Origin of the sequence: Thiomicrorhabdus sp. ZW0627, assembly GCF_029767005.1 — a bacterium.
Lineage (GTDB): Bacteria > Pseudomonadota > Gammaproteobacteria > Thiomicrospirales > Thiomicrospiraceae > Thiomicrorhabdus.
The window spans coordinates 1,024,241-1,049,187 of sequence record NZ_JARUQR010000001.1 but is presented as its reverse complement, the minus strand read 5'-3'; the positions used below and the strand labels follow the sequence as shown (position 1 = coordinate 1,049,187).

Here is a 24,947-nt window from a genome sequence, read left to right as displayed (position 1 = left end):
AATGCAGTTATTACCCAAAACATGGTTTACACCAAGAGCATCTCTAGATGCAAAATCCAATTACACTCTGACTTTGGCAAGTTTCTTACTGCCATTATTGCTTTGGTCTTTGGTGAGTTACGTTCCTCAAATCTGGCACCCTAAGATTGAGATTACCAATTCGGGCGACGCCGGTTATCTGAGAGTGGGCATGTTGGTCGATAAAGAGGTTTTCTACCGAGAAGTCGAGAAGAAAACTTCCGAATCGAAAATCCCTCCTGAAGGTGTTTCATCCAATCCGGTCTATCTTCCAGCGCCCCACGAAGTGGCTACCGCTTTGTATACTGCATTTACCACTCCACCAAAGCGCAGCAACGAACCATGGTTGCATGAGAGTTTGTTGCACAGTATCAAGATTATCGCGCTTGGTTTCTTCTGGTCGGTACTGATTGGTGTTCCGCTGGGGATCTTGGCGGGGACTTACGAGTCTATTTCAAAGCTGGTTGAGCCTTTTACCGAATTCTTCCGTTATCTTCCTGCTCCTGCTTTTGGGGCGCTGGCAGTCGCAATTCTTGGGATTTACGATGCGCCGAAGGTGGCCATCATCTTTATCGGAACGGTATTCCAGATGATTCTAATCGTGGCTAATACGACACGTAAATTAAGTCCGGCGCTGATTGAGGCGGCTTTGACCTTGGGTTGTAGTGGCCTGTCTCTATTGAAGCGCGTCATTATTCCTGGTGTGCTGCCGGATATGTATCGAGATATGCGTATCCTTTTGGGTTGGGCGTGGACTTATTTGATTGTTGCCGAATTGATTGGGACGAGCTCGGGTATCACATGGTTCATCACTCAGCAGGCCCGCTACAAGAACTTTGATAACGTATTCGCAGCAATCCTCATTATCGGAATTATCGGGGTGACGACCGACCTTATCCTTGGTTGGTTAGGTAAAAAATTCTTCCCATGGCACAGCGGTTCAAAATAAGGAGTTAGAGGCTTATGAAAAAAGAGAACTATACAACCCAAAAGCACGCTCTGGATGCCTATTACACACCCGAAATCATGGAGCGTTTCGAGAGAATTGAAAAGCGCCCGGTTTCCATTGAAGTGAAGGACCTGCAAAAGTCATTTGAACATAAGGGGCAGGTCAACCAAGTGTTGGGTGGAATTAATTTTGATGCTTATCGTCGTGAGTTTATGTGTGTGGTTGGGCCTTCAGGTTGCGGTAAGTCGACTTTGGCAAGAACCATCGCTGGGTTGGAAACAGCTGATGATGGCTTGATGGTAGTGGCCGGTTCTCCGGTTGAAGGTCCGGGCCAGGATCGTGGGATGGTGTTTCAGCGTTATACCTTGTTCCCGTGGATGACCGTTAAGAAGAATGTCATGTTTGGTATGGTCCAGTCAGGAATGGCTGAACCGGATGCTGAAACCGAGGCGCTTCAATGGATCGATTTGGTTGGCTTGTCGAAATACACCGAAGCCTATCCACATCAGCTTTCGGGAGGGATGCAGCAGCGTGTTGCCATCGCTCGAGCTTTGGCAACGCAGCCTAAAGTATTGTTGATGGATGAGCCTTTCTCGGCATTGGATCCGCAGAACCGCGCGAAGATGCAGCAGTATCTGCTTGAGATCTGGCAGAACATCGACATCACCATTCTGTTTATCACGCACGATCTGGATGAGGCGGTTTATCTGTCTGACAGAGTGTTAGTGTTGGATGCGCATCCTGGACGCGTTCGTGAAGTGTTGAAAGTGCCGCTTCCACGTCCACGTCCGTTGGACATTATGTTGAGCGAGCCGTTTTTGGCGACCAAGCGTTATTTAGAAACTCTGGTTCATCCGCCAATCACTGATCTGGATATTGAGGAAAAGCTCAGTATGGTTCAGATGGTTCCGGTGAATGCAGAAGTACCGAGTATCTTTTAATTATGAATGTGAATAAGTCATCACTAGTCAGAGTCAGCGCATCAATGCCTGCTCAATTATTGGAGAATCTGGATCGCTTGGTAAAGCGTCGCGGCTTCAATAACCGCTCTGCTTTGCTGATGGAGATGATCCAGAAAGAGGTGGCGCTGCAGAATCAGAAGCACAGTGATGAGGTGATGGCCGGAACGGTCACGCTTTATTACGATCATACGGTACCGGGTTTGCAGCACCGTTTGAATGGCATTAAACACAAATATGTGGCGGAAATTATCTCTTCCACACAGATTCAGTTGGTGGATCAGCATACTTTGGAAGTGAATCTTCTGCAGGGTTCTGCACAACAATTACAGTTAATCAGCGATGAGATGATCGCTAACAGAGGGGTTAAAACCGGAAATCTTTATCTGGTCAATTCGGCGTTGCCGCCAATCCAAAGCCAGGAAGAGACGGTCCCACAAAATATGTACGAAAGGAAAGAAGGGTAATTATGAGTGATCAAAATTCAATTATCTGGTCCGAGCAGCTTCCGGGTGGAGCGCACTGGTCAGGCGTGATGCGTCGCGGTACGACTTTGAGAATCAAGGACTTGGAAGGCGGAGCCAATGTTTCTGCGCTGATGTACAACATCGAAGTTCCGAGTGAACGTTACAACATGCCGGATACGCTTAAAGGGCAAAAAACGGCATTTTTGACGACACCTAATGTCTGTTATTCGGATATGGGCCGTGTTATGTGTTCGATCGTCGAAGATACTTGCGGCTGGCACGATACCATCGGCGGTATCTCGGATGCGGCTATGGTCAAAGAGAAATACGGTGAAGCGGATTATCAGTCAGTCCATAACGACTACTTCAAGAATGGCTATGACAGCCTGATCAATGAATTGGAGAAATGGGGATTGGATGCTAAGGATTTGGTTCCTAACGCCAACTTCTTTTCTAAAATTCGAGTCGAGTTGGACGGCGCCATGACTTACGTTGCAGACAATAGCCAAGCTGGTGATTATGTCGACTTACGTTTCGAGATGGATTGCATCGTCGTATTGGCAACCGCCCAGCATCCTTTGGATCCGAATACTGAGTATGCACCAAAACCGATTGAGTTGACGGCTATGAAAGCCGAACCTGTGCAGAGCGACGATGCCTGCCTGAGACACAAAAAAGAAAACGAACGAGCGTTTTACAACACAGCGATTTACTATGGAGAGAAGCCTTATGACTTTAGCAACTGAACAGATTCCGGACAACAAGATCGTTCACCGTGAAGTGGTAAAGGCGGGTGATCCATGGATGTATGTGGTCAAAGCCGGCCAAAAATTCCGTATCGTCGACTTGGAAGGAAACCAAGCGGTGGATACGCTGTTCTATAACGCCAACGATACCGAAGAGCGTTACAGTGCCACGGATACGATTAAGGGGCAAGGGAACATCTATCTGACAACGGGGTCGGTTTTACGTTCTAACCTGAACAACCCGATGTTGACCATCACTGACGATACCTGTGGTCGCCATGATACTTTGGGCGGAGCGTGTTCGGCTGAGAGTAACACGGTCCGTTACTCGATCGATAAGCGACACATGCACTCTTGCCGAGACAGCTTTCTGACGGCATTGAGCAAGTGGGATTACGATATGACCAAGCGTGACTTGTCGAGCAACATCAACTTCTTCATGAACGTGCCGGTTTCTCCGGACGGGCATCTGGATTTTGACGACGGGATTTCAGCTCCGGGACGTTATGTCGAAATGACTGCGCATATGGATACGTTGGTATTGGTTTCGAACTGTCCTCAATTGAACAACCCATGTAACGGTTATAACCCGACACCGGTTGAAATGGTGATTTGGGAAGAATAACGGTCGAGAATGGCCGAGGCACCACTTGGACGGCCAGGTGGTGCGACCGTTTGGCGAGAAGTTAAAAGTGGGACGACTCACTTAGCAAAGAAGCAAAAAGAGAGAAAGGTAATGTTTTCAAAGGTATTAGTAGCAAACCGCGGTGCCATTGCGACGCGCATCATGAGAACTCTGAAGAAGATGAATATCCGTTCGGTAGCGCTGGCTTCCGAAGTGGATCAGGGTTCGTTGCATGTGCAGATGGCGGACGAAGTTATCTTGTTGAAGGGCGCGACGGCGACCGAGACTTATCTGAATGTCCCATTGATTTTGGAAGAAGCCAAACGCTTGAATGTGGATGCAATCCACCCGGGTTACGGTTTTTTGAGTGAAAACGCTTCATTTGCGGAAATGTGTGAAGCAAGCGGCATCACCTTTATCGGTCCGAGCCCGGATCATATTCGTGACTTTGGTCTGAAACACACGGCTCGTGAGCTTGCGATCAAGAGTAAGGTGCCTCTGCTGCCTGGTTCCGACCTGTTGGATAGCAAGGAAGAGGCGCTGGAAGAAGCCGAGCGTATCGGTTATCCGGTTATGTTGAAAAGTACCGCGGGTGGCGGCGGAATCGGGATGCAGAAGTGCCATAATTCCCAGGAATTGGATGACGCCTTTGAGCAAGTCGTGCGCATGAGTCAGAACGCCTTCGGTCAGAACGGCGTATTCCTTGAAAAATTCGTGACAAATGCACGCCATATCGAAATTCAGATCTTCGGTGACGGACGAGGCAACGTTGTATCGTTCGGTGAGCGTGACTGTTCTTTACAGCGCCGTAACCAGAAAGTGGTCGAAGAAACACCAGTCGTCGACATCGATCGTGATCTGGTCGAATCAATGGAATACGATGCGATTCGTTTAGGTGAGTCGGTTTCCTACCAGTCCGCCGGTACGGTCGAATATGTTTATGACGGCGATACCAATGAATATTACTTCTTGGAAGTAAACACGCGTCTGCAGGTAGAGCACGGAATCACTGAAGCGGTTCGCGACGTTGATTTGGTTCAATGGATGGTGGAAATCGCCTACAGCAATAAGTTTCCGGAAGCTGTTAAGCCGGCGAGAGGCCATGCGATCGAAGTGCGTGTCTACGCTGAAGACCCGGCTAAAAACTTCCAGCCTAGCAGTGGTAAGGTTACCAAATGGCAGATGCCGGAAGGTGTGCGTGTCGATACCTGGGTAACAGGCGGGCAAGAAGTCAGCTCTTACTATGATCCGATGCTGGCGAAAATTATCGTACATGAAGCGGACCGTGAAGAAGCAACCGAGAAGCTTCAGGAAGCGATGGAGGAAACCAAAATTTACGGTTTCGAGACCAACGTGCGTTATTTGACAGCCTTGTCAAAAGACCCTCAGTTTTTGAGCGGTAAAAATTTATATACCAAATACTTGGCCGGTTTTGCGCCGACGCCTTCTACCATTGAAGTCCTGAATCCGGGAACGCACTCGATGATCATCAGCTACCCGGGCCGTACCGGTTTCTGGGACATCGGGGTTCCGCCTTCCGGGCCGATGGATGCTTTGGCACACCGTTTGGCGAACCGCGCTTTGGGTAACGCCCTGGAAGCGTCGACGATCGAAATGACGGTTTCCGGCGCGAGCCTGAAATTCAATCAGGATACGGTCATCTGTTTGACTGGTGCGGACGTCAAGCCGACTTTGGATAAAGAGCCGATTGCCATGTGGGAGCCGGTTGCGGTCAAGGCTGGTCAGGTTTTGAAGTCTAAAGTCATCAAAGAAGCCGGTCAGCGCGCTTATATTGCGGTTCAAGGTGGTTTTGACGTGCCGGATTACATGGGCAGTCAGACTACGTTCTCGCTAGGTGGTTTCGGTGGTCACGGTGGGCGCTTGTTGCGTGCCGGTGACGTATTGCCAATCCACGAATTGGATAAGAGTGCCGAGTTTGCTGCCATTCCTCTGGAGTTGGTTCCGCAATACGGCAACGAATACGAAATCGCGGTCACTTACGGTCCTCAGGGAGCGCCGGACTTCTTCACTGACGAAGATATTGAGACATTCTTCTCGACCGAGTGGGAAGTGCACTATAACTCAAGCCGTACCGGTATCCGCTTGATCGGTCCGAAACCTAAGTGGGCACGTAAGGACGGTGGTGAGGCCGGATTGCATCCGTCCAACATCCACGATAACCCTTATGCAATCGGTGCGATCGACTTTACTGGAGACATGCCGGTTATCCTGGCTCAGGACGGTCCGAGTTTAGGTGGCTTCGTCTGCCCTGCAACCATTATCCAAGCACAGCAATGGAAGATGGGGCAGTTGCGTCCGGGCGATAAGGTTAAATTCAAGGCCGTCTCAATAGAGACCGCTGAAGAACAGCTTAAGGCGTTGGAAGGATTCATCGACGAATTCAAACTGTTGCCTGAAATGTCGTTCCTGAAAGAGCCGACAGAAAGCTCGTGTATCTTGATGGAATTGGACGACACTCAACACGAAGTTGGTATCCGTTACCGCCGTTCGGGTGACAGCAACTTGTTGATCGAATTCGGTAAGATGGAGCTGGATATCGCCCTGCGTTTCCGTGCTCAGGTGTTGTATGAAAAACTGAAGGGGCTGGAGTGGCCTTGCATCGTTGATTTGACGCCGGGGATTCGCAGTCTTCAGGTGCATTACGATGCCAAACAGGTTTCTCAGCTTGACCTTGTGAAACAGATTCACGAAGTTGAATCTCAACTGTCCAGCGGCAGTGACATGGTTGTGAAGAGCCGTATCGTTCATTTGCCGTTGTCTTGGGATGATCCAAGCACGCAGTTGGCGATCGACAAATATACTCAATCGGTTCGTCCGGATGCTCCGTGGTGTCCGAGTAACATCGAGTTCATTCGTCGTATCAACGGTCTGGATTCGATCGAAGAAGTTAAGAAAATTGTCTTTGATGCCAACTATCTGGTTATGGGTCTGGGGGACGTTTATCTGGGTGCGCCGGTGGCGACACCTTTGGATCCGCGTCACCGTCTGGTCACGACCAAATATAATCCGGCCCGTACCTGGACGCCGGAGAACGCCGTCGGTATCGGTGGGGCTTATATGTGTATCTACGGTATGGAAGGCCCGGGTGGTTACCAGTTCGTAGGACGTACCATCCAGGTTTGGAACGCTTATCATCAGACGCCGTTCTTCAATACCGAAAAGCCATGGTTGTTGCAGTTCTTCGATCAGATCAAGTTCTATCCGGTTTCGCATGAAGAGCTAACACAAGCGCGTCAGGACTTCCCGTTGGGACGTTTTGATATCAAGATCGAAGAGACCGAATTGTCGTTGGCGGATTACCAGCAGTTCCTGGAAAACGAATCTTCGTCGATCGAAGAGTTCCAGGCCAAGCAGCAGCAGGCCTTCCAGGAAGAGCGTCAGCGCTGGGAAGAGAACGGACAGGCGAATTACGAGTCCGGCAGCGGACAGGAAGAAGTGGTCAGTGAGCCGGAAGCGGAAATTCCGGACGGATTTGAAGCCGCGCTTTCACCAATCACCGGTAGCGTTTGGAAGATTCCGGTTCGCCCTGGTGATAAAGTGAAAGAGGGCGACGTCATCGCCAGCCTGGAAACCATGAAGATCGAAATCCATATCGAAGCGGAAGTGGACGGTACGGTCACCGAAATTCTGGTGAATGAAGGGGATTTGATTCAAAACGGCCAGCGTTTGATGGTATTGGAGTTGGACAATGAAGCTTAATGATAAGGCTCAAAATCAATATGCATTGAATGTCGGTGAGCTGCACAAGCAGTACGCTGAAGGTAAGCTCAAGCCGCAAGAGTTGTTTGCAACCTTGCATGAAAAGGCGGGCGAATTGTCCGAATATAACATCTGGATTCATCTGTTGTCGTTCGATGAGATTCAGGCTTATCTGGACAACTTGGGTGACTTTGATCCCCAAGCCAAGCCGCTGTGGGGTGTTCCGTTCGCAATCAAAGATAACATTGATTTGGCGAACGTACCGACTTCGGCGGCGTGTCCGTCTTATGCCTTCACGCCAAGCGAAGATGCGGAAGTGGTTCGTTTATTGATCGAGGCCGGTGCGATTCCATTGGGTAAAACCAACTTGGATCAATTCGCGACAGGCCTGGTGGGAACGCGTTCTCCTTATGGCGTTTGCCACAACAGTTTCGATTTTGATTACGTCTCGGGTGGTTCCAGCTCCGGTTCGGCAATTTCGGTTGCGATGGGTCTGTGTAGCTTCTCGTTGGGAACCGATACCGCCGGTTCGGGTCGTGTACCGGCCGCCTTCAATAACCTATTGGGTCTGAAACCGAGCAAGGGTGCGTTGAGTACCCGTGGTGTGGTTCCTGCGGTGAAGTCGCAGGACGTCGTTTCAATTTTTGCCTTGGACAGTGTCGATGCCGAGAAGGTGTTCGCTGTGGCGGCGAAACAGGATGAGAAAGATTCGTTCAGCCGTGACATGGCCGATTTGACTGTGCCGGCTTGGGGATCAAAACCGGTTATCGGGATTCCGGATGCGCAAAGTCTGGTTTTCTACGGCGATACTCAGGCGGAAGCCAATTTCAAGCAGAGTGTCGAAACACTTAAAAAGCTGGGGTATGAGGTCAAAGAGATCGATTTCACGCCTTGGCTGGAAACGGCTAAATTGCTTTATGGTGGAGCTTGGGTTGCTGAGCGTTATGCGGCGATTGCCGAATTTATCGAGTCCGATCCGAAAGACATGGATCCGACCGTGGAAGGGATTATCCGTTCCGCTTGCGATTTGAGCGCGGCGGATGCATACCGCGGCGCTTACCAGTTGCAGGATGCCATCAGACAGACCGAATCGATCTGGAACGAGATCGACTGTTTTGTGACACCGACCACGCCAACCATCTTCAAGATCGAAGAGGTTCAGAAAGAACCGGTTGCACTGAACAGTGCTCTGGGCACTTACACTAATTTCATGAACCTGCTGGATTACAGTGCGGTGGCGATGCCGACCGGTTTCCGTGAAGACGGTATGCCTTGCGGTATCACTTTGTTTGCCCCGGCGGGCAGTGACAATAAGTTGCTTAACCTTACCAAACAGTGGCATGGTGAATTTGTGGACTTTGCCGCGGTTAATCGCAGTCCGATCCAGTCGGCTGACATGACGGTGGACGACAAGTCGATTCCGTTGGCGGTTGTTGGCGCACACTTGACCGGATTCCCGTTGAACGGACAGTTGATCGAGCGTGGTGCGAAACTTCTGAAAGTGACTAAAACGGCACCGAAGTACCAGTTCTTTGAATTGAGCAGCCGTCCGATCTTGAAACCAGGCCTGGTGAAAACCGACGGTTCGGCAGGCGCGTCGATTGAATTGGAAGTCTGGGCGATGCCGAAAGAGCATTTGGGCAGTTTCCTGGCGCTGATTCCTTCGCCTTTAGGGCTTGGGAAAGTAGAGCTGGAAGATGGGTCGGAAGTGGTCGGTTTCATCTGCGAGCCGAACGGCGTAGTCGGAGCCAGAGAGATTACCGAACACGGCGGTTGGCGTAACTGGATGAAGGTGCGCCCGCAGGATTAGGTTTGAATTACACGCCGGATTTGCGTGTTTCGTAAAGTGAACAGGCCTGTTCACTTTGCGGGTTCGTAAGTTTTGGTGAGATGTAACCGTTTGATTCGATTCAGCCCGATCCGTTCGGGCTATTGTCGTTTAGGCTTTGCCGTTTATTTAGGGAAAGCATTTTTTACTAGTGCTGGATGAAAGCCGCAAGAAATTTAGAGTGAGAATGACGTATCGGGACGGCCCGGTATTTGAATTGTGATTGCGGGACGACCCGCCGATGCTTTTGAAGGGGTGAAAAAGTGTTCAAGTCACTGTTTCGTTATGACGATGCCTTGTGGCCGAACGTGATGGCGTTGGGCTATGTGCTGTTCGGTTATGGCTTCGGTTTTTACGGTCTGGTCTCGGATTTAATGGTCCTCAATGTCATCGGTGTCGTTCTGGTGGCGCATAGTATGGTGATCGCCGCTTACCTGATTCATGAATGCGCGCATGAGAGTCTGTTCAAAGATCGTCGATACAATCGCTGGTACAGCGAGCTGCTGCTTTGGGTGTGCGGTTCCAGCTACAGCAGTTTTGAGGATATCAAGCACAAGCACAACCGTCATCACAGCGACCGTGCCGATATCGTCTCCTTCGATTTCCGTACCCGCCTGTTGCAGTATCCCAAGACGCTTAAACTGATCCGGTTGTTGGAGTGGTTCTATATTCCGGCACTGGAAATTATGATGCATGCCTTGGTGATCGTATTACCTTTCGTGAAGCCAAGCCGCAAACAACGTCGTGGACGAGTTGTCTTGTTTATCATTCTGAGAGGCCTGTTCTTTATCGGATTGGCGTCTGTTTCCTTGAAGGTGCTGATTCTTTATCCAGTTGCTTATATGTTGTTCCTGACGGTGATGCGTTTCATGGATGTGCACCAGCACACTTATGAACTGTTCGAAACTCTAGATCAAAAGCGCGGTCCGGAAGCCAAGTTGAGGGATCGTGAGTTTGAGCATCACAACACCTATTCAAATTTGTTGTCGGAACGTTATCCGTGGTTGAACCTTTTCGTGCTGAATTTCTGTTACCACAATGTGCACCACGATCAACAGGCTCAACCCTGGTATCGCTTGCGACGCCTGCATGAGCAGATGTATGGCCATGACGAACGCCAGGTTTTGACGCTCAGACATCTGATTAAAAGTTATCACCGTTACCGGGTTCCGAGAATCCTGAATGCGGACCCAATCAATCTTGACGTTAAACACGATGAAGGTGAGACCTTTATCGGTGTGGACGGCGTCTCTTTTCTGACGGCGCACTAAGTGCGCCGTATCAACGGTTTCAAAGGATAAGGATATGACACAAGTAAAGAAGTTTTGGCCGATTCTGACCGGTACACACCATTATGAAAAGACTCTTTCGACACGCAACAAGGGAGAGGGGACGTTTATCGATGCACCGATTCTGGCGTATTTGATTGAAACCAATAATGGCCGCATCCTGTTTGACGTGGGATGTGATTATCACAAGATCAAAGAGCAAGAGCAGCGTAAACATTATTATGAGAACGAGGCGTTTCCGTTTGGGCCGCCTGAAATGACCGAAGAGCAACGTTTGCCGAACAAACTTGAGATTTTAGGTTTGTCGCCTTTGGATGTGGATCTGGTGTTCTGTAGTCATCTGCATTTTGACCATGCCGGAGGTCTATGTGAATTCTGTCATGCCGACGTTCACGTACACCAACGTGAATTGGAAGCGGCGAAACAACCTGCGGACGATGCCTATTTTGCTGAGGATTTCTCCATGCCGTTGAACTGGAAAATCCAGACTGGCGAGTACGACTTGATTGAGGGGGTTCGTGCAATCGAGACACCGGGACACACCGCTGGGCACATGTCGATGCTGATCGAGCTGCCTAAAGGTTCTCCGATTCTATTAGCAGGGGACGCAGCGGATTTGACCGAAAACCTGGAGCAAGAGATTGCACCGGGATTGTGTTGGCAGGATCGTGACGACTTGGCGATTGAGAGTATTCAGAAGCTGAAACAGCTTGGTCTGGAAACCGGTGCGAACTTATGGCCTAACCACGATATGGAATTCTTCAAGAAACATAACGTTTTCCCGAACTTCTTTGAGTGATTGCGATGCAACTTAAAATCTTTAAAACCCTTTGGGGGTGTGACTTACCGATTGAACAGGCGGTTGCGCAAGCAATCGAAGCCGGGTTTCAAGGAATCGAAGGACGGGCGCCATCCGATACGCCGACACAATCGAGATGGTCAGCAGCTTTTGAGCAGGCCGGTCTGGATTACATTGCGGAAATCGTGACCGGAGGCGATTATGTGCCGCATGCCAACGCCACACCGGAACAGCATCTGCGCGATATTAAAGAAGGCATTGAGAACAGCTTGCCTTTGAATCCTTTGTTTGCGACGTGTATCGGCGGCTATGACGCTTGGCCGGAAAGCGAGAGTATCGATTTTTTCAAGGCGGCCATCGCTCTGGCGGACAGTTACGATTTACCAATCAATTTCGAGACGCATCGCAGCCGTTCGTTGTTCAACCCTTGGGTGACGCGGCGCATTGCCGAGGCGATTCCGGAGATGCGTTTCACGCTGGATATCAGTCATTGGTGTGCGGTCTGTGAGCGTTTGATGGATTCGGAAATCTCCGTCATCGAAACGATTTTACCTCAGGTCAAACACATTCATGCGAGGGTTGGATATGATCAAGGGCCTCAGGTGCCGCATCCTGCTGCACCTGAATATGCCAATGCCTTGCATTCGCACCAGGCCGTTTGGTCTTTGGTGTGGCAGACCCAGCAAGATGCAGGGGCTGAGCTGACGACTATGACGCCGGAATTCGGCCCGGACGGTTATCTGCATCTGTTGCCTTTCACTCAGGCGCCGGTCGCCGATCTCTGGGAAATCAACCAGTGGATGGGGCGGACCGAAAGAGCGCATTTCGAGAACTTCTCAAAACGATAGTCCGTTTTTAATTATTCCATTCGATAAGGAAAGAGTATGAACGCTTTGCCTGTGGTGGTGCTTTTTGGTGCCTCCATTCTTTGGGGGTTGACCTGGTTACCTCTTAAATATCTAAATCAATTAGGGTTTGACGGCATTCCGCTGACGATGTTCGTCTATCTGTTAATGTTTGTATTGATTGTACCTTTTGTTTGGGGGCAGCGTCGTTTTGTAACCAGTAACTGGAAAGCGTTAGTGGGTGTTGCTCTGTTGGGCGGCGGCGCTCAGTTGGCTTTTAATACCGCTTTGATTTACGGTGACGTCATTCGAGTGATGGTGTTGTTTTATCTGGTTCCGATTTGGGGCGTGTTGGGCGGCCGTATTTTTTTGCGTGAACAGGTCGATAACTGGCGTTGGTTAGGTGTGGGGCTGGCCATTATCGGTGCCTTTTTGATCGTGGGCGGATTCAATGCCTTCATTACGCCGCCTTCATGGATTGATGTTCTGGCTCTAATGTCCGGATTTCTGTTTGCGATGAACAATGTGGTGTTCAGGGCTTCGCAGAACGTACCGGTAAGACTCAAATTAACATCGATGTTTTTGGGGGCGTCGGTACTTGCGGGTAGCGTGGTCGCATTTCAGGGTGAAGCGGTTAATATGAATCAGGATTGGGAATCCTGGGGAGTTCTATTTTTGTACGCCGCGGTCTGGATGATGGTGGCGAATTTCGGAACCCAGTGGGCCGTCACGCATATGGAGACGGGACGCTCTTCTATTATCGTTATCATGGAGTTGGTGACGGCGGTCGTTTCAGCCAGTCTGATCCTTGGAGAGACGATGGCGTCGGTCGAAATGGTTGGCGGAAGTCTGATTTTGTTGGCGGCATTTATTGAAGCGCGCAGGGCGAAATAGTTTTTTTCGCACCAATGTGGCTTTTTGAACCAATTTGGACAATTTTTTTCGGGTTAATTTAAGTGAAAAAGTCTTAAAAAATGCGTTACATGTTGTTTTTAAAGGTTTTTTATTCATGTTGGCATGTAAACTGATTACTAATTATTACCTTTTGTGTAAATCGTAATAATTTTTTAGGAGGTACGATTATGTTGGGTGGCAAAAAAATTCTAGGTGCTTTGGCTGGATTGTTTCTTTCAGCTCAAGCGATGTCTGTAAGTGCAGAACCATTGAAAATTGGATACAGTGACTGGCCTGGCTGGGTTGCTTGGGAAGTAGCTGTTGAGAAAAAGATGTTTGAAAAAGAAGGTGTGGACGTTCAATTCGAATGGTTCGACTACGTGGCTTCTATGGACGCTTTCGCAGCTGGTCAGATCGACGCGGTTGGTATGACGAACGGTGACGCTTTGGTAACGGGGGCAACCGGTGCGAAAAGCGTTATGATCATCATGAACGACTACAGTAACGGTAACGATATGGTTATCGGTGCGCCGGGTATCAATTCCGTTAAGGACCTGGCCGGTAAGAAAGTAGGTGTTGAAGTAGGTTTCGTAAGTCACTTGTTGCTTTTGAATGCACTTGAAAAGAACGGTATGACCGAAGCGGATGTTGAATTGGTAAACGTACCTACAAACGAAACGCCTCAGGTTCTGGCTTCCGGTCAGGTTGATGCGATCGTTGCTTGGCAGCCAAGTTCCGGTTCTGCATTGCAGTTGGTTCCTGGTTCTAAAGCGATCTACACCAGTAAGAACGAACCTGGTTTGATCTATGACTTGTTGGCGGTTTCTCCGAGCAGCTTGGCTTCTCGTCGTGCGGACTGGGAAAAGGTTGCCAAGGTTTGGTATGAAGCGGTTGACTATATCAAGGATCCTAAGACTCAAGCGGATGCGATCGCAATCATGGCGTCACGTGTTGGTTTGTCTGCCGATGAGTACAAGCAGTTCATCGACGGTACTAAGATCCTGACTTTGGAAGAAGCAAAAGCGCACTTCAAGAAAGGCGACGGATTCGACTCTATTTACGGTTCTACCAAGATCTCTGACGACTTTAACATCGCCAACAAGGTCTACGATACACCGCAGAGCGTTGATGCTTATATCGATCCTTCAATCACAATGGGCTTGAAATAATCCCAGGGTTTGAAGTAAAGCTTTTAGCTTAAATATTTTCTTAATCCAGTCGTCGTGGTTCTCACGACGGCTTACTCCTATTAACCCCAAAAGCATGATGTACCTGACGACCTTATGGAGGTTGTGTGGTTAGGTGTATCTTGATTTTATTGCTCACAGAAGAGCGGGGAGAACAGTATGAATCAATGGCATCAAATGACATGGGAAGAGGTCGGCAAGCTAGTCGACTCAAACATGGATGCGGCCTTATTGCCAATCGGAGCAACCGAGCAGCATGGCCCTCATTTGGGTTGCGGCATGGATACGGAGATTGCCCATCAACTGGGTCTCAAAGTAGCCGAGAATACCCAAATCGCTTTATTGCCGACTTTACCTTACGGATGCTCGATCGGGCACTCACGACGCTGGCCTGGAACAATTGCCTTACAGCCTAAAACCATGATTGATGTGATCAAAGAGATAGGTGACTGGGTTTATGCTTCCGGTTTTAAACGACTGTTTCTGCTGAATAGCCACGTTTCCAATTTTGCGCCTTTGCGCTGTGCGTTGGAGATGTTGCGAGCGGAGCACGACGACTTCATGGTCGCGATCATTAATTCGGCTTCAATCAGTGAGCGTGTTAAGCAGAGGCATTTCGAAGATGCCGACGATTGGCATGCCAATGAAGCGGAAACCTCGTTGATGATGGCGGTAGCGCCGGAGTTGGTTCGGGAGGATCGACTGAAAGACAGTGACGATCCGGATCGAACCGAAGAGTGCGTGTTTTCGCATCCGGTCAACCGTACCAGTCTGAATGGCGTTACGGGCAAGCCGAGTCTAGCAAGTGTAGAGAAGGGCGAAGAACTGTTCGCCTGGATGGTAGAAGATTTAAGTGGAGTTGTGACGAAGGGTATGCAGGAAGAGCCGCCTTTGGCACACGGTTATTTTGAAAAAGTTAAAAGTTGAAAGAAGGTTGAGAGACAGATATGAACAGTAAATTTGATGTAGAAGATACGAAACGTAAATTACAGGCAGCGGGAGTTAAATATTGTATCGGTGCTTATGTTGACATCCATGGTATTCCAAAAGGGAAATTCGTGCCGATCGAGCATCTTGATCACATGGTTAAGGGTTCTGAGCTGTATACCGGTTATGCGCTAGACGGTTTGGGTCAGGAGCCTAACGAAGACGAGATTGCATCGGTTCCGGATCTGGATAGTTTGATCCAGCTGCCTTGGCAGCCTGAAGTGGCTTGGATGGCGGCGGACAACACGTTGCATGGCGAGCCGTATGAAATCAATACCCGTGTCGCACTGAAGAAAGTGTTGGCGGAAGCGGAAGAGATGGGCTTCGGTTTCAATTTGGGTATCGAGTGTGAGTTGTTCGTTCTGAAAGAGGAAGAAGACGGTTCTTTGTCTGTACCGGATAAGGACGATAAGTTGGTCAAGCCTTGTTATGACGTGCGCAGCTTCATGAACCGTTTCACTTGGTTGGACAAGATGGCGACCACCATTAATGATCTGGGTTGGGATTTGTACTCGCTGGATCACGAAGATGCCAACGGTCAGTATGAGTTTGACTTCCAGTACAGCGATGCCTTGACGATGTGTGACCGTTTCATTTTCTTCCGTTACATGGCGAAGCATTACGCTCAAGAAGAAGGGCTATTGGCGACCTTTATGCCTAAGCCTTTCGCGGATAAGACTGGTAACGGTGCACACTTCAATATGTCTTTGTTCGACAAAGAGACTGGAGACAACGTCTTCAAGTGTGATCCTAAAGACGATCCACGCGGATTAGGTTTGACCGAAATCGGTTATCAGTTCATCGCCGGTGTGTTGAAGCACGGTCCGGCACTGTGTGCCGTGTTCTCACCGACGGTCAACAGTTATAAGCGTTTGGTCAGACAGGGTGCGATGGCGACTTTCTCTTGGGCGCCGGTATTCAACTCGTTCGGCTCCAATAACCGTACTAACTCGGTACGTGTTCCGATGGGCGGTGGGCGTTTTGAATCTCGTAACGCTGATGGTGCTGTTAACCCTTATTTGGCAGCAGCCTTGGTATTGGCAGCCGGTCTTCAAGGGATTCGTGAGAAGTTGGATCCGGGCCAGGCTCAGGAAGAGAACTTGTACGAGTATACCGAAGAGCAGTTGGCTGAAAAAGGAATCGAATTCCTGCCTCAGAACCTTGCAGAAGCGGTTGAAGCGTTCGACAGTGATCCGTTTGTTGAAGAAGTGCTTGGGAAAGGACTTAAGGACGAATTCGTCAAGTACAAAACCATGGAATGGGAAGAGTACCACCGTACGATTTCTGCATGGGAAATCAAGCGATACAGCCACATGTTCTAAGTGTGATAATCGTTTGATTGTTAAAAGCGGCCATTATGGCCGCTTTTTTTGTATGTGGATCCCAGTAATTGATGAACCGCTTAATGTGATGCTCGGTGATGCTCGGCGTTTGGATTTTTCTGGGTGTTTATCTCAGCTCTATTTACTTCTTGCTAAATCTAAATAAGTTTAAGCTAAAGCTTATATAAATAGCATTGATTTGGCGTAAAAATTACTTAGTAGTATTGCGTATAAAGTTTTTGGTAGTATTTCATTGAAGGCTGTATCTGGTCTCTTTGGTATTCATGGCTCAGGCTGTTTTTAACCCGGGTTTTTTAACTAACCAGTATAAATTAAGGACGCAATGAATGAAAAAAATAGCTTTTATAGCCGTCAGCGCAACCATGTTCGGTTTAACTCTATCAAGTAGCGCTATCGCTAGTCCGCAGAAGGATGATCGTCAAATGTTGATTCAAGAGCAAATGGAGCTTCTGGCTAAGTCACAAAACTTGATGCAAGTAGAAATCCAGTCTCATTTCAAAAGGGCTCAAGCGATTCAAAGATATCAAATGTGTATCCAGACTGGGGCAAAAAAAGACGACTTTAGAGTGTGTAAAATGAAATTTAAAAAAGATCAAAAATTGCTGGATACTGAAGTGGCGAGTTTAAGAAAGCTCGATCAGTAAAACGTTGCATTTTAATTTTTTAAAAATTAATTTTATTGTAATCTTGCCCTGCAATTTTTCTATTGCGGGGCTTTTTTACGTTCGTGATATCTTATCTGTACAATGAAGTTCCTTCCGCCTTCTCGTATGAAGTTCTCCGGTTGATTAAAGTGAATTCAAATGTAATATCGTCTAGCAATGCTTAAACCGTAACGTGCCATTTTTAATAACTTATTTATTGAGAATTGACACGTTAGGCAAGTTTGGGCCTTGTATTTAAAGCCATGCGGTGTTGTTTGGATGGAGTTGATGGGCGTGTATGTCAGTTGTGACTGTCGGTGAATTGAAGTTAAGAATAATTCCCCTGTTTTTCATCATTTTTTTTGTCATAAAACTATAAACAAGTTTGAGGTGAGCTAGAATGGTATCTGGTTTACAATAGTACTTTCTATAAGGTTATATACAGTGAATCCGTCTGCATCTATGGTCAATTTGGTTTCCTCTCTTCGAACGTTTGTAAACACCCCCTCTCTAGCTAAATGGATGACGTATCTTCTGCTGGTGTTATTGGCTTGGCAGACAGGTGTGCTCGTAAGTGCCAGACTGAATGTGGTTGAGACTCCTACCTTACCTCAAATATCCATTGCTCCTCAGAAGGCCGTCAAGGTTCGCGGGGATGAATCTTTATTGTTTGGCAAACCGGAAGTGGAGTTGGTACAACCGGCCGGTGTGGCCGATGATGGCTTGTCTCCCTCCGAAGTGGATGCCAGTCGTTTACGTTTGAAACTGGTTGGTGCAATTGCGACCGAAGGCAAAGGCGTGGCGATAATCGAATCTTCGGGCAAGACCTTGGTAGTTGGTGAAGGTGAAGAGATCATGAGTGGCGTGGATCTTCTTAAGGTGTTTTCGGATCAGGTCATTATTCTGAATCGAGGAAAACGGGAAAAATTGATGATGGAAGAGGGCGGATCGAACTTGTTTGAGAAAGCCGGTCCTTCATCGAAAACCCAGCAGGCCTCTCCGGCTATGAGTTCGGCACATAAAGAATCGTTGAGACAGATTGGCGAGAACCTGCGTAGCAATCCGGTAAGCATTTCCAAATACATTCGTTTTCAGCCGATTAATGAAGGTGGTAAATGGGTCTCGGTCAAGATTTGGCCAAAGGCCGAGCCGGAACTTTTTAAAGAAATCGGATTTAAGGCAGGAGATTTGCTTAAGTCGATTAACGGGCGAACGATTAATGAGATGGCGCAAGAACCGAGTCTCTGGCAAGCTTTTTTGAATGAGAGCCATTTCTACCTCACGGTTGAGCGTGGCGGGCAGTTGGTTGATCTTTCAGTAGATTTATATTGATGCGTTTCCGCATCGAACGAAGACAAATGGGATGATGATGAATAAGTTAAGAACGATAGTAATGTCATTTGGATTGGCAAGCATGATGGTGGTTTCCGCCATGTTGTTGCCGGCGAATTCAGCTTATGCGGCGGAAGGGTTGAAACAGAACTTCAAAGACGCAGACATCTCCACCGTGATTGAGGCAGTCGCCAAGATCACAGGGCATAATTTCGTGATTGATCCGCGCGTCAAAGGTAAAGTTACTCTGATTGCTCCCGAACCGATGGCGCCGGATGCGCTTTATGAAACCCTTCTGACCATCCTGAATGTCCATGGTTATACCGCCATTCCAAGTGATAACGTTATTAAGATCGTTCCCGCTAATTTAGCTCGAGATCAGCTGCCTTACCGTTTGCCGGGTGAAGGCAATGAAGCTTGGGTGTCGGAAGTCATCACGGTAAAGAATGTCTCCGCTTCCAAGTTGGTTGCCGTGTTGCGTCCGTTGGTCGCCAAAGAGGGGCATCTGGTCGCTTTGGCGGAGAGCAATAAACTGATCGTCACGGATACGATCGCCAATATCAAACGTATCAAGAAAGTGTTGGCGCGTGTGGATGTGGACACGCAAAGCGGATATGAAATTATTGAATTGAAGCACGCTTCTGCGGAAGAAGTGGCCAAGACGTTAAGAAACATTTTACCGAAAGGCGCGGGCTCAACCGGTGCCAGAGTCAGTTATGACGAACGTTCCAACCGGGTTATTCTGGTTGGGGACGAAGCCAAACGTATGATGCTGCGTACGATGGTGGCGGATCTGGATGTGCAGGTCCCAACGCAAGGACGTGTCCAGGTGATTTATCTGCACTACGCCAAGGCCAAGGATTTGGTTCCGGTATTACAGAATCTTTCTACGAACCGTTCGCTTTTGTTGAGCGATGACGGCAGTCAGATTTCGATGGGTGACGTGGCGGCGCCTGCCGAAGGCGCGCAGGCTGCTGCAGTGGTCACTCAATCTTCCGGAAGTAAGGATAAAAAAGATCTTCAGGAACGCATCAGTATCGAAGCCGATGAACGAATGAATGCCTTGGTCATCAGTGCACCACCGGCCATGGTCAACGCGCTGAAAGACGTGGTTAAACAGTTGGATGTACGCCGTGCACAGGTGTTGATTGAGGCGATTTTTGTCGAGTTGACCGAAACCAAGGCCGCAGAACTTGGCGTTGAATGGGGGGCGAATGGACCGAACGGCGGCGGACTGGTTAATTTCTCTGGCACCATTCCTGCATTGTTAAGTGGAGATGTAGCGACACAGGTATCCGCAATTGGACGTGGTGTGACGACGGGGTTGGGCGAAATCGAATCCAATGGTTACGGTTGGGGAGCTTTGATCCGTGCGTTAAACAGCGATACCAACGCAAATATTCTGGCCACGCCGTCTTTGGTGACATTGGATAACGAGGAAGCCGAAATCGTGGTTGGTAAGGAAGTACCTTTCCAGACAGGAAGTTATACCAGTACCACCACCAGTGTCAGCAACCCGTTCACTACCATACAGCGTAAGGATGTCGGTTTGAAGCTTAAGGTCAAACCGCAAATTAATGAAGGTGATGAAATCTATCTGGATATCGATCAGGAGATTTCAGATGTCATTCCGAAGGCGGAAGCGGTCGATGTTCAGACATCAAAGCGTCAGATTAAAACACGCGTTATTGTTGGTGACGGTAACGTCATCGTATTGGGGGGGTTGATTCAGGAACGTGAAAACGAAGTGGTTTCCAAAGTGCCTGGGTTGGGTGATATCCCAGGTCTGGGCGCTTTGTTCCGTTCTAAACAGAACGAGCGTGAAAAGGTTAATCTGATGATCTTCCTTCGACCGGTCATTGTGCGTGATCGTGCGACCAGCGATTACTACAGCCATAAGAAATATACTCAGATCCAGAAAGAGCAGGATCATTTGGTGAACAAGTATGATTCCGAGCTGTTGAATGGCCTGCGTCCTCGTTTGCCGAGTATTGAACAATGGAAAAAGATGGAGCCAGCGACGCCATACGGTTCTCAAGACAGTGCCAAGAAGGATAAAGAAGAGTCCAAGTCGTCCGTGACCAGTATGTCGACCGAATCGATGCTTGAGAGAGATCTATGAACACCGAACTGGCTTTTTCGTTTGCCCGTACCAACGAAGTGGTGATGACGCCGCTGGAAGATGGTCGTGTCGGGGTTTTCTACACTCAGAAAACTCCAACATCGGCCTTTTTGGAACTGCAGCGTAGAGTCGAACAGGCCGAGAAGGCGGAGCAGTGCGACATCGTTTTCCAGCAACTTGATGAGCAAACGTTTGAACGCAAGCTTCAATCCGCCTATGCCGGAAGCGGTCAGAGTTCGATTGCTACGATCGACGAGTTCGAGAATGAAGACCTTGCAAGTGTCGTTGCCGAATTGGGCGAACCGGAAGATTTGCTGAACAGTGCCGATGATGCGCCGGTCATCAAGTTGTTGAATGCGATTCTGGCCGAAGCGATTCGTGCCAATGCGTCCGATGTGCATATCGAACCATTTGAAAGCCAGTTACGAATCCGCTTCCGTATCGACGGACGGTTGAGTACGGTACTGACACCCAAGCCGGGTATCGGAAGCATGTTGGTTTCCCGTATCAAAGTCATGGCGCGTTTAGACATTGCGGAAAAACGTTTGCCGCAGGACGGTCGTATTGCCTTGAAGCTGGGTGGCCGTGCCGTGGATTTGCGTGTTTCGACTATTCCGTCCAGCTTTGGAGAGAGGGTGGTAATGCGTCTGTTGGACAAGAGTGCCGGGCGTTTGAATTTGAATCAACTTGGGTTGTCCGAACCGATTTATGCCGGCATCCAGAAGTTGTTGAATAAGCCGCACGGCATTTTTCTGGTAACCGGGCCGACCGGTTCCGGTAAGACGACAACTCTGTATGCGGGACTGAGTCGCCTGAACGATACCCAGCGCAATATTATGACGGTTGAGGATCCGGTCGAATACAACATCGACGGCATCAGCCAGACACAGGTCAATACTAAAGCCGATATGACGTTTGCTAAAGGACTGCGTGCGATTCTGCGTCAAGATCCGGATGTGGTGATGATTGGTGAGATTCGTGATATCGAGACGGCGGAGATTGCAGTTCAGGCTTCGTTGACCGGACACTTGGTTTTATCGACCCTGCATACCAATACCGCCGTAGGTGCGATTACCCGTTTGCGGGATATGGGCATTGAGCCGTTTTTACTGTCATCCAGTTTGATTGGTGTTTTGGCTCAGCGTCTGGTGAGAAGATTGTGCCCTCATTGTAAGCAGGAGCATCAGGCTGATTCTGCAGAGTGCGAAACCTTGGGTGTCGATCAGGCCTTGATCTATCAGCATGTCGGCTGTGATCACTGTCAGCATACCGGGTATCAGGGACGTATGGGATTATATGAACTGGTCACGATTGACGATCAGGTTCGCCAGATGATTCATGCGGACGAATCCGAGTTGGATATCGAGCGTTATGTGCATAAGGATTCCAAATCGTTGCTGGAAAGTGGCTTGGATAAAGTTTTGAGCGGTGAAACCAGTCTGGAAGAAGTATTGCGCGTTACCCAGAACTAACGCTTTTTGAAGACGGATAAAGAGACAGATAGCATCCATGGCTGCATTTGAATACAAAGCGATGACCCCGGCGGGTCAGATGAAGAAAGGTCTGATGGAGGGAGATTCCGAACGTCAGGTCCGTCAAATGCTGCGTGAACAGAACCTGACTCCGGTTGAATTGAAGTCCATCGAACAGAAAAAGAATACTTCAAAAGGGGCGGTCTCTCAGTCACTCTTCGCACCGAAAATCCAAACTTCCGATCTTGCCTTGGCAACCCGTCAGCTGTACACGCTGTTGGATGCGGGTACCCCTTTGACTCAAGCTTTACAGTCCATTTCACAGCAGGCTGAATCCAAATTGATGCAGCGTTTTCTGGCCAATCTCCACACCCGGGTTTCGGAAGGTTATTCGCTGGCACATGCTCTGGAGAAATCGAATTACCGTGTCGGACAGGATTTCATCGCCACAATCCGAGCCGGTGAGGAGAGTGGCCATTTGGATAAAGTGTTGTCGCGTCTGGCGGATGCGATCGAACAGCGTGACCAGCTCAATAAAAAGATGAAAACGGCCTTGATCTATCCGATTCTGATGGTGGTCGTGGCTGTCATCATCGTCTTTTTCCTGATGGTTTACGTGGTGCCGAAAGTCGTTGGCGTATTCGATAACATGAACCAAACCCTGCCGCCTTTGACTCAAGGTTTGTTGACGGTCAGCGAATTCATCCAGGCACAATGGGGATGGATTCTGGTTTTACTGGCGGCTGCGATCGTTGGATTTAAAATGATGATGCGGCAATCGGCGTGGCGTTATAGAGTGCATCAACTGTTGATGCGGACACCTGGAGTGAAACGTTTTGTGATTTATTCAGCCACGGCGCGTTGGTCGAGAACGGTCGGTGTTCTGTTGTCTAGTGGTGTAGCGGCCACCGATGCTTTGAAGATTTCGGCGGAGGTCATGAGCCTTGATCCAATGAAACACGCGGTGGAAAAAATGGTCTCGCAGGTCAGGGAAGGGAAAAGAATCAGTGTGACCATGCAAGAAGCCGGTTTCTTCCCGCCGTTGTTGCTGAATCTGGTGCAGACCGGCGAAAGCGGTGGAGAGTTGGACAACATGTTATTGAAAGGTGCTGTGCATTACGAACAGGCGGTTGAAAACGCGGCCGGTACTTTGGTCAGTGTTTTAGAGCCGATGTTGATCATTGTCATGGGCGGTGTGGTTTTGACCATCGTTCTGGCCATTATGATGCCGATCTTTGAAATGAACCAAATGGTTGGTTAAAGCGTATTATTGAAACAAGACAGACATTGTTAGGAGAAAAAAATGGAAAACACACAAACACGGATTGAGGCGGTCAAAATCAACCGCCGAGCAGGGAAACAGAGCGGTTTTACCTTGATCGAGTTAATGGTGGTCGTGGTCATTCTGGCCGTGTTGGCGGCATTTGTGGCACCTAAGTTGATGGATCGTCCGGATGAAGCACGTATCGTCAAAGCCAAGCAGGACATCAGTTCGATCTCTTCGGCATTGAAGTTGTATAAGCTTGATAACTACGTCTATCCGACGACCGATCAGGGAATCGAAGCCTTGGTGAAACAGCCGACTACCGAGCCGCAACCGAAACATTGGAAACAGTATTTGGAACAGATGCCTATGGATCCATGGGGTAACCCTTATCTGTACCTGAGTCCGGGGGAACACGGTGATTTTGATCTGTTTACCTACGGTGCCGACGGCCAGGATGGTGGTGAAGGTGTGAATGCGACCATCGGTAACTGGAATATCCAATAATCCTTACGGGGATTGAAGCCTGTCATGACCGGGAAACGCGTTTCGCAAAGAGGCTTCACCCTGATCGAATTGATGGTGGTGGTCGTCATCATCTCGGTGGTGGTGAGCGTCGGCATGATGTCGCTAGGTTCCAACGAACAGGCGACGTTAAGAGCTGAGGAACGCAGCGTAAAAGCTTTGTTGAGTTATGTTCGCGACCAGGCCGCGATGAAGCAGAGACTGTACTTGGTGGCCGTTGATGAACAGGGGTTGAGCGCCTACAGTCAGCAACGCGGAAAGTGGGAGTTGGATTCGGACATCGCTCCGTTGAAATGGTCGGAGTCGCTGGTGGTCGAATGGAAAATCGACAATCAACAGTTCGCCCAGCAGCAGAATCTGCCTAAAGAGGGCTGGGTGTTCTGGCCAAGTGGCGATGTGATGGCGGGTTCGATCTTACTGAACATACGTTCCGATGCCGTCAATACACGGGAGCAGAAGCCGTCTTCCTATAGCGTACATTGGAATGGATTGTTGCAGTTCGACAGCAAGCCAGAAGATGGAGGAATGTAATGAACAGGCCTGCTCGGTTTTGCAAATGTAAACGTAATTGCCAAAAGGGATTCACTCTGATCGAAGTCATGGTGGCTCTGGCGGTGGTTTCGATTGCACTGGCTGCTTTGTCGCGGGCGATGGGGTTGACGGTCAGTAATCACAGTGCGCTGGACGAGCGGATTGTCGCCACTTGGGTGGCGGAAGACGAACTGGTGAGGCTGCAGGTTTTGCCTTCTAGCCGTCCGGAAGCCAAGCGTAAAGTTGAGATGCTGAACTGGAGCTGGGTGACCGAATTGAAAACCGAAGATACGCTGATCCCCGACATCAAGAAAGCGACCATGACGGTGACTCCGGAAGGTCAAAAAACGCCGGCAGCAACTTTGGTGACGGTGGTCGGCCAGTGAAAACAGATATAAACG

At 49.0% G+C, this 24,947-nt stretch carries 22 protein-coding genes; all 22 read left to right on the top strand.

Features of this window, described 5'->3' with window-relative positions; genetic code table 11:
* Position 1: 1 nt before the first annotated feature.
* The 22 genes from QCB45_RS05000 to gspI all read left to right on the top strand — a co-directional run bounded on the left by QCB45_RS05000 (position 2) and on the right by gspI (position 24,932).
* The gene (locus tag QCB45_RS05000; protein ID WP_279419749.1) at positions 2–967 is read left to right on the top strand and encodes an ABC transporter permease; all 966 of its coding nucleotides are present in this window, start codon (positions 2–4) and stop codon (positions 965–967) included.
* Between the two features lie 14 nt (positions 968–981).
* A complete protein-coding gene (locus QCB45_RS04995; protein ID WP_279419748.1) occupies positions 982–1,908 on the top strand; it encodes an ABC transporter ATP-binding protein in 927 nt (308 codons plus the stop codon).
* A gap of 2 nt (positions 1,909–1,910) precedes the next feature.
* A complete protein-coding gene (locus QCB45_RS04990) occupies positions 1,911–2,393 on the top strand; it encodes a ribbon-helix-helix protein, CopG family (RefSeq protein ID WP_279419747.1) in 483 nt (160 codons plus the stop codon).
* 2 nt (positions 2,394–2,395) lie between these two features.
* Positions 2,396–3,139 (top strand): urea amidolyase associated protein UAAP1, encoded by a 744-nt coding sequence (locus tag QCB45_RS04985; RefSeq protein ID WP_279419746.1) that lies wholly within the window; start codon positions 2,396–2,398, stop codon positions 3,137–3,139.
* On the top strand, positions 3,123–3,764 hold the full coding sequence (locus QCB45_RS04980) for an urea amidolyase associated protein UAAP2 (RefSeq protein ID WP_279419745.1): 642 nt from the start codon (positions 3,123–3,125) through the stop codon (positions 3,762–3,764). Before QCB45_RS04985 ends, QCB45_RS04980 begins: the two co-directional genes overlap by 17 nt.
* A 111-nt stretch (positions 3,765–3,875) precedes the next feature.
* On the top strand, positions 3,876–7,484 hold the full coding sequence (gene uca / locus QCB45_RS04975; protein ID WP_279419744.1) for an urea carboxylase: 3,609 nt from the start codon (positions 3,876–3,878) through the stop codon (positions 7,482–7,484).
* Positions 7,474–9,294: an allophanate hydrolase gene (gene atzF, locus QCB45_RS04970; RefSeq protein WP_279419743.1), complete on the top strand. Its 1,821-nt coding sequence runs from the start codon at positions 7,474–7,476 to the stop codon at positions 9,292–9,294. Before uca ends, atzF begins: the two co-directional genes overlap by 11 nt.
* A gap of 281 nt (positions 9,295–9,575) precedes the next feature.
* Complete coding sequence (locus QCB45_RS04965; RefSeq protein ID WP_279419742.1) at positions 9,576–10,583, top strand: fatty acid desaturase; 1,008 nt, start codon at positions 9,576–9,578, stop codon at positions 10,581–10,583.
* A 34-nt stretch (positions 10,584–10,617) separates the two neighbouring features.
* Positions 10,618–11,400 carry an N-acyl homoserine lactonase family protein gene (locus QCB45_RS04960; RefSeq protein ID WP_279419741.1) on the top strand — a complete coding sequence of 261 codons (783 nt, stop codon included), beginning with the start codon at positions 10,618–10,620 and terminating at the stop codon, positions 11,398–11,400.
* 5 nt (positions 11,401–11,405) lie between these two features.
* Complete coding sequence (locus QCB45_RS04955; RefSeq protein WP_279419740.1) at positions 11,406–12,248, top strand: sugar phosphate isomerase/epimerase; 843 nt, start codon at positions 11,406–11,408, stop codon at positions 12,246–12,248.
* Positions 12,249–12,284: 36 nt separating this feature from the next.
* The gene (locus tag QCB45_RS04950; protein WP_279419739.1) at positions 12,285–13,139 is read left to right on the top strand and encodes a DMT family transporter; all 855 of its coding nucleotides are present in this window, start codon (positions 12,285–12,287) and stop codon (positions 13,137–13,139) included.
* A gap of 188 nt (positions 13,140–13,327) precedes the next feature.
* Complete coding sequence (locus tag QCB45_RS04945) at positions 13,328–14,308, top strand: ABC transporter substrate-binding protein (RefSeq protein ID WP_279419738.1); 981 nt, start codon at positions 13,328–13,330, stop codon at positions 14,306–14,308.
* Between the two features lie 177 nt (positions 14,309–14,485).
* A complete protein-coding gene (locus tag QCB45_RS04940) occupies positions 14,486–15,253 on the top strand; it encodes a creatininase family protein (protein ID WP_279419737.1) in 768 nt (255 codons plus the stop codon).
* 20 nt (positions 15,254–15,273) lie between these two features.
* On the top strand, positions 15,274–16,635 hold the full coding sequence (gene glnT / locus QCB45_RS04935; RefSeq protein ID WP_279419736.1) for a type III glutamate--ammonia ligase: 1,362 nt from the start codon (positions 15,274–15,276) through the stop codon (positions 16,633–16,635).
* A gap of 347 nt (positions 16,636–16,982) precedes the next feature.
* Entirely contained in the window at positions 16,983–17,300 is a 318-nt protein-coding gene (locus QCB45_RS04930) for a hypothetical protein (protein ID WP_279419735.1), read from the top strand.
* Between the two features lie 444 nt (positions 17,301–17,744).
* Positions 17,745–18,632, top strand: coding sequence for a type II secretion system protein GspC (gene gspC, locus QCB45_RS04925; protein WP_279419734.1), 888 nt, complete (start codon positions 17,745–17,747; stop codon positions 18,630–18,632).
* Between the two features lie 61 nt (positions 18,633–18,693).
* The gene (gene gspD, locus QCB45_RS04920; protein ID WP_279419733.1) at positions 18,694–20,754 is read left to right on the top strand and encodes a type II secretion system secretin GspD; all 2,061 of its coding nucleotides are present in this window, start codon (positions 18,694–18,696) and stop codon (positions 20,752–20,754) included.
* The gene (gspE, locus tag QCB45_RS04915; protein ID WP_279419732.1) at positions 20,751–22,226 is read left to right on the top strand and encodes a type II secretion system ATPase GspE; all 1,476 of its coding nucleotides are present in this window, start codon (positions 20,751–20,753) and stop codon (positions 22,224–22,226) included. Before gspD ends, gspE begins: the two co-directional genes overlap by 4 nt.
* Before the next feature lie 37 nt (positions 22,227–22,263).
* Positions 22,264–23,487, top strand: coding sequence for a type II secretion system inner membrane protein GspF (gene gspF, locus QCB45_RS04910; RefSeq protein ID WP_279419731.1), 1,224 nt, complete (start codon positions 22,264–22,266; stop codon positions 23,485–23,487).
* 42 nt (positions 23,488–23,529) lie between these two features.
* Positions 23,530–23,997, top strand: coding sequence for a type II secretion system major pseudopilin GspG (gene gspG / locus QCB45_RS04905; protein WP_279419730.1), 468 nt, complete (start codon positions 23,530–23,532; stop codon positions 23,995–23,997).
* A gap of 24 nt (positions 23,998–24,021) precedes the next feature.
* On the top strand, positions 24,022–24,546 hold the full coding sequence (locus QCB45_RS04900; protein ID WP_279419729.1) for a prepilin-type N-terminal cleavage/methylation domain-containing protein: 525 nt from the start codon (positions 24,022–24,024) through the stop codon (positions 24,544–24,546).
* Complete coding sequence (gspI, locus tag QCB45_RS04895; protein ID WP_279419728.1) at positions 24,546–24,932, top strand: type II secretion system minor pseudopilin GspI; 387 nt, start codon at positions 24,546–24,548, stop codon at positions 24,930–24,932. The genes QCB45_RS04900 and gspI overlap by 1 nt, the downstream gene beginning before the upstream one ends.
* The last annotated feature ends 15 nt before the right edge of the window (positions 24,933–24,947 follow it).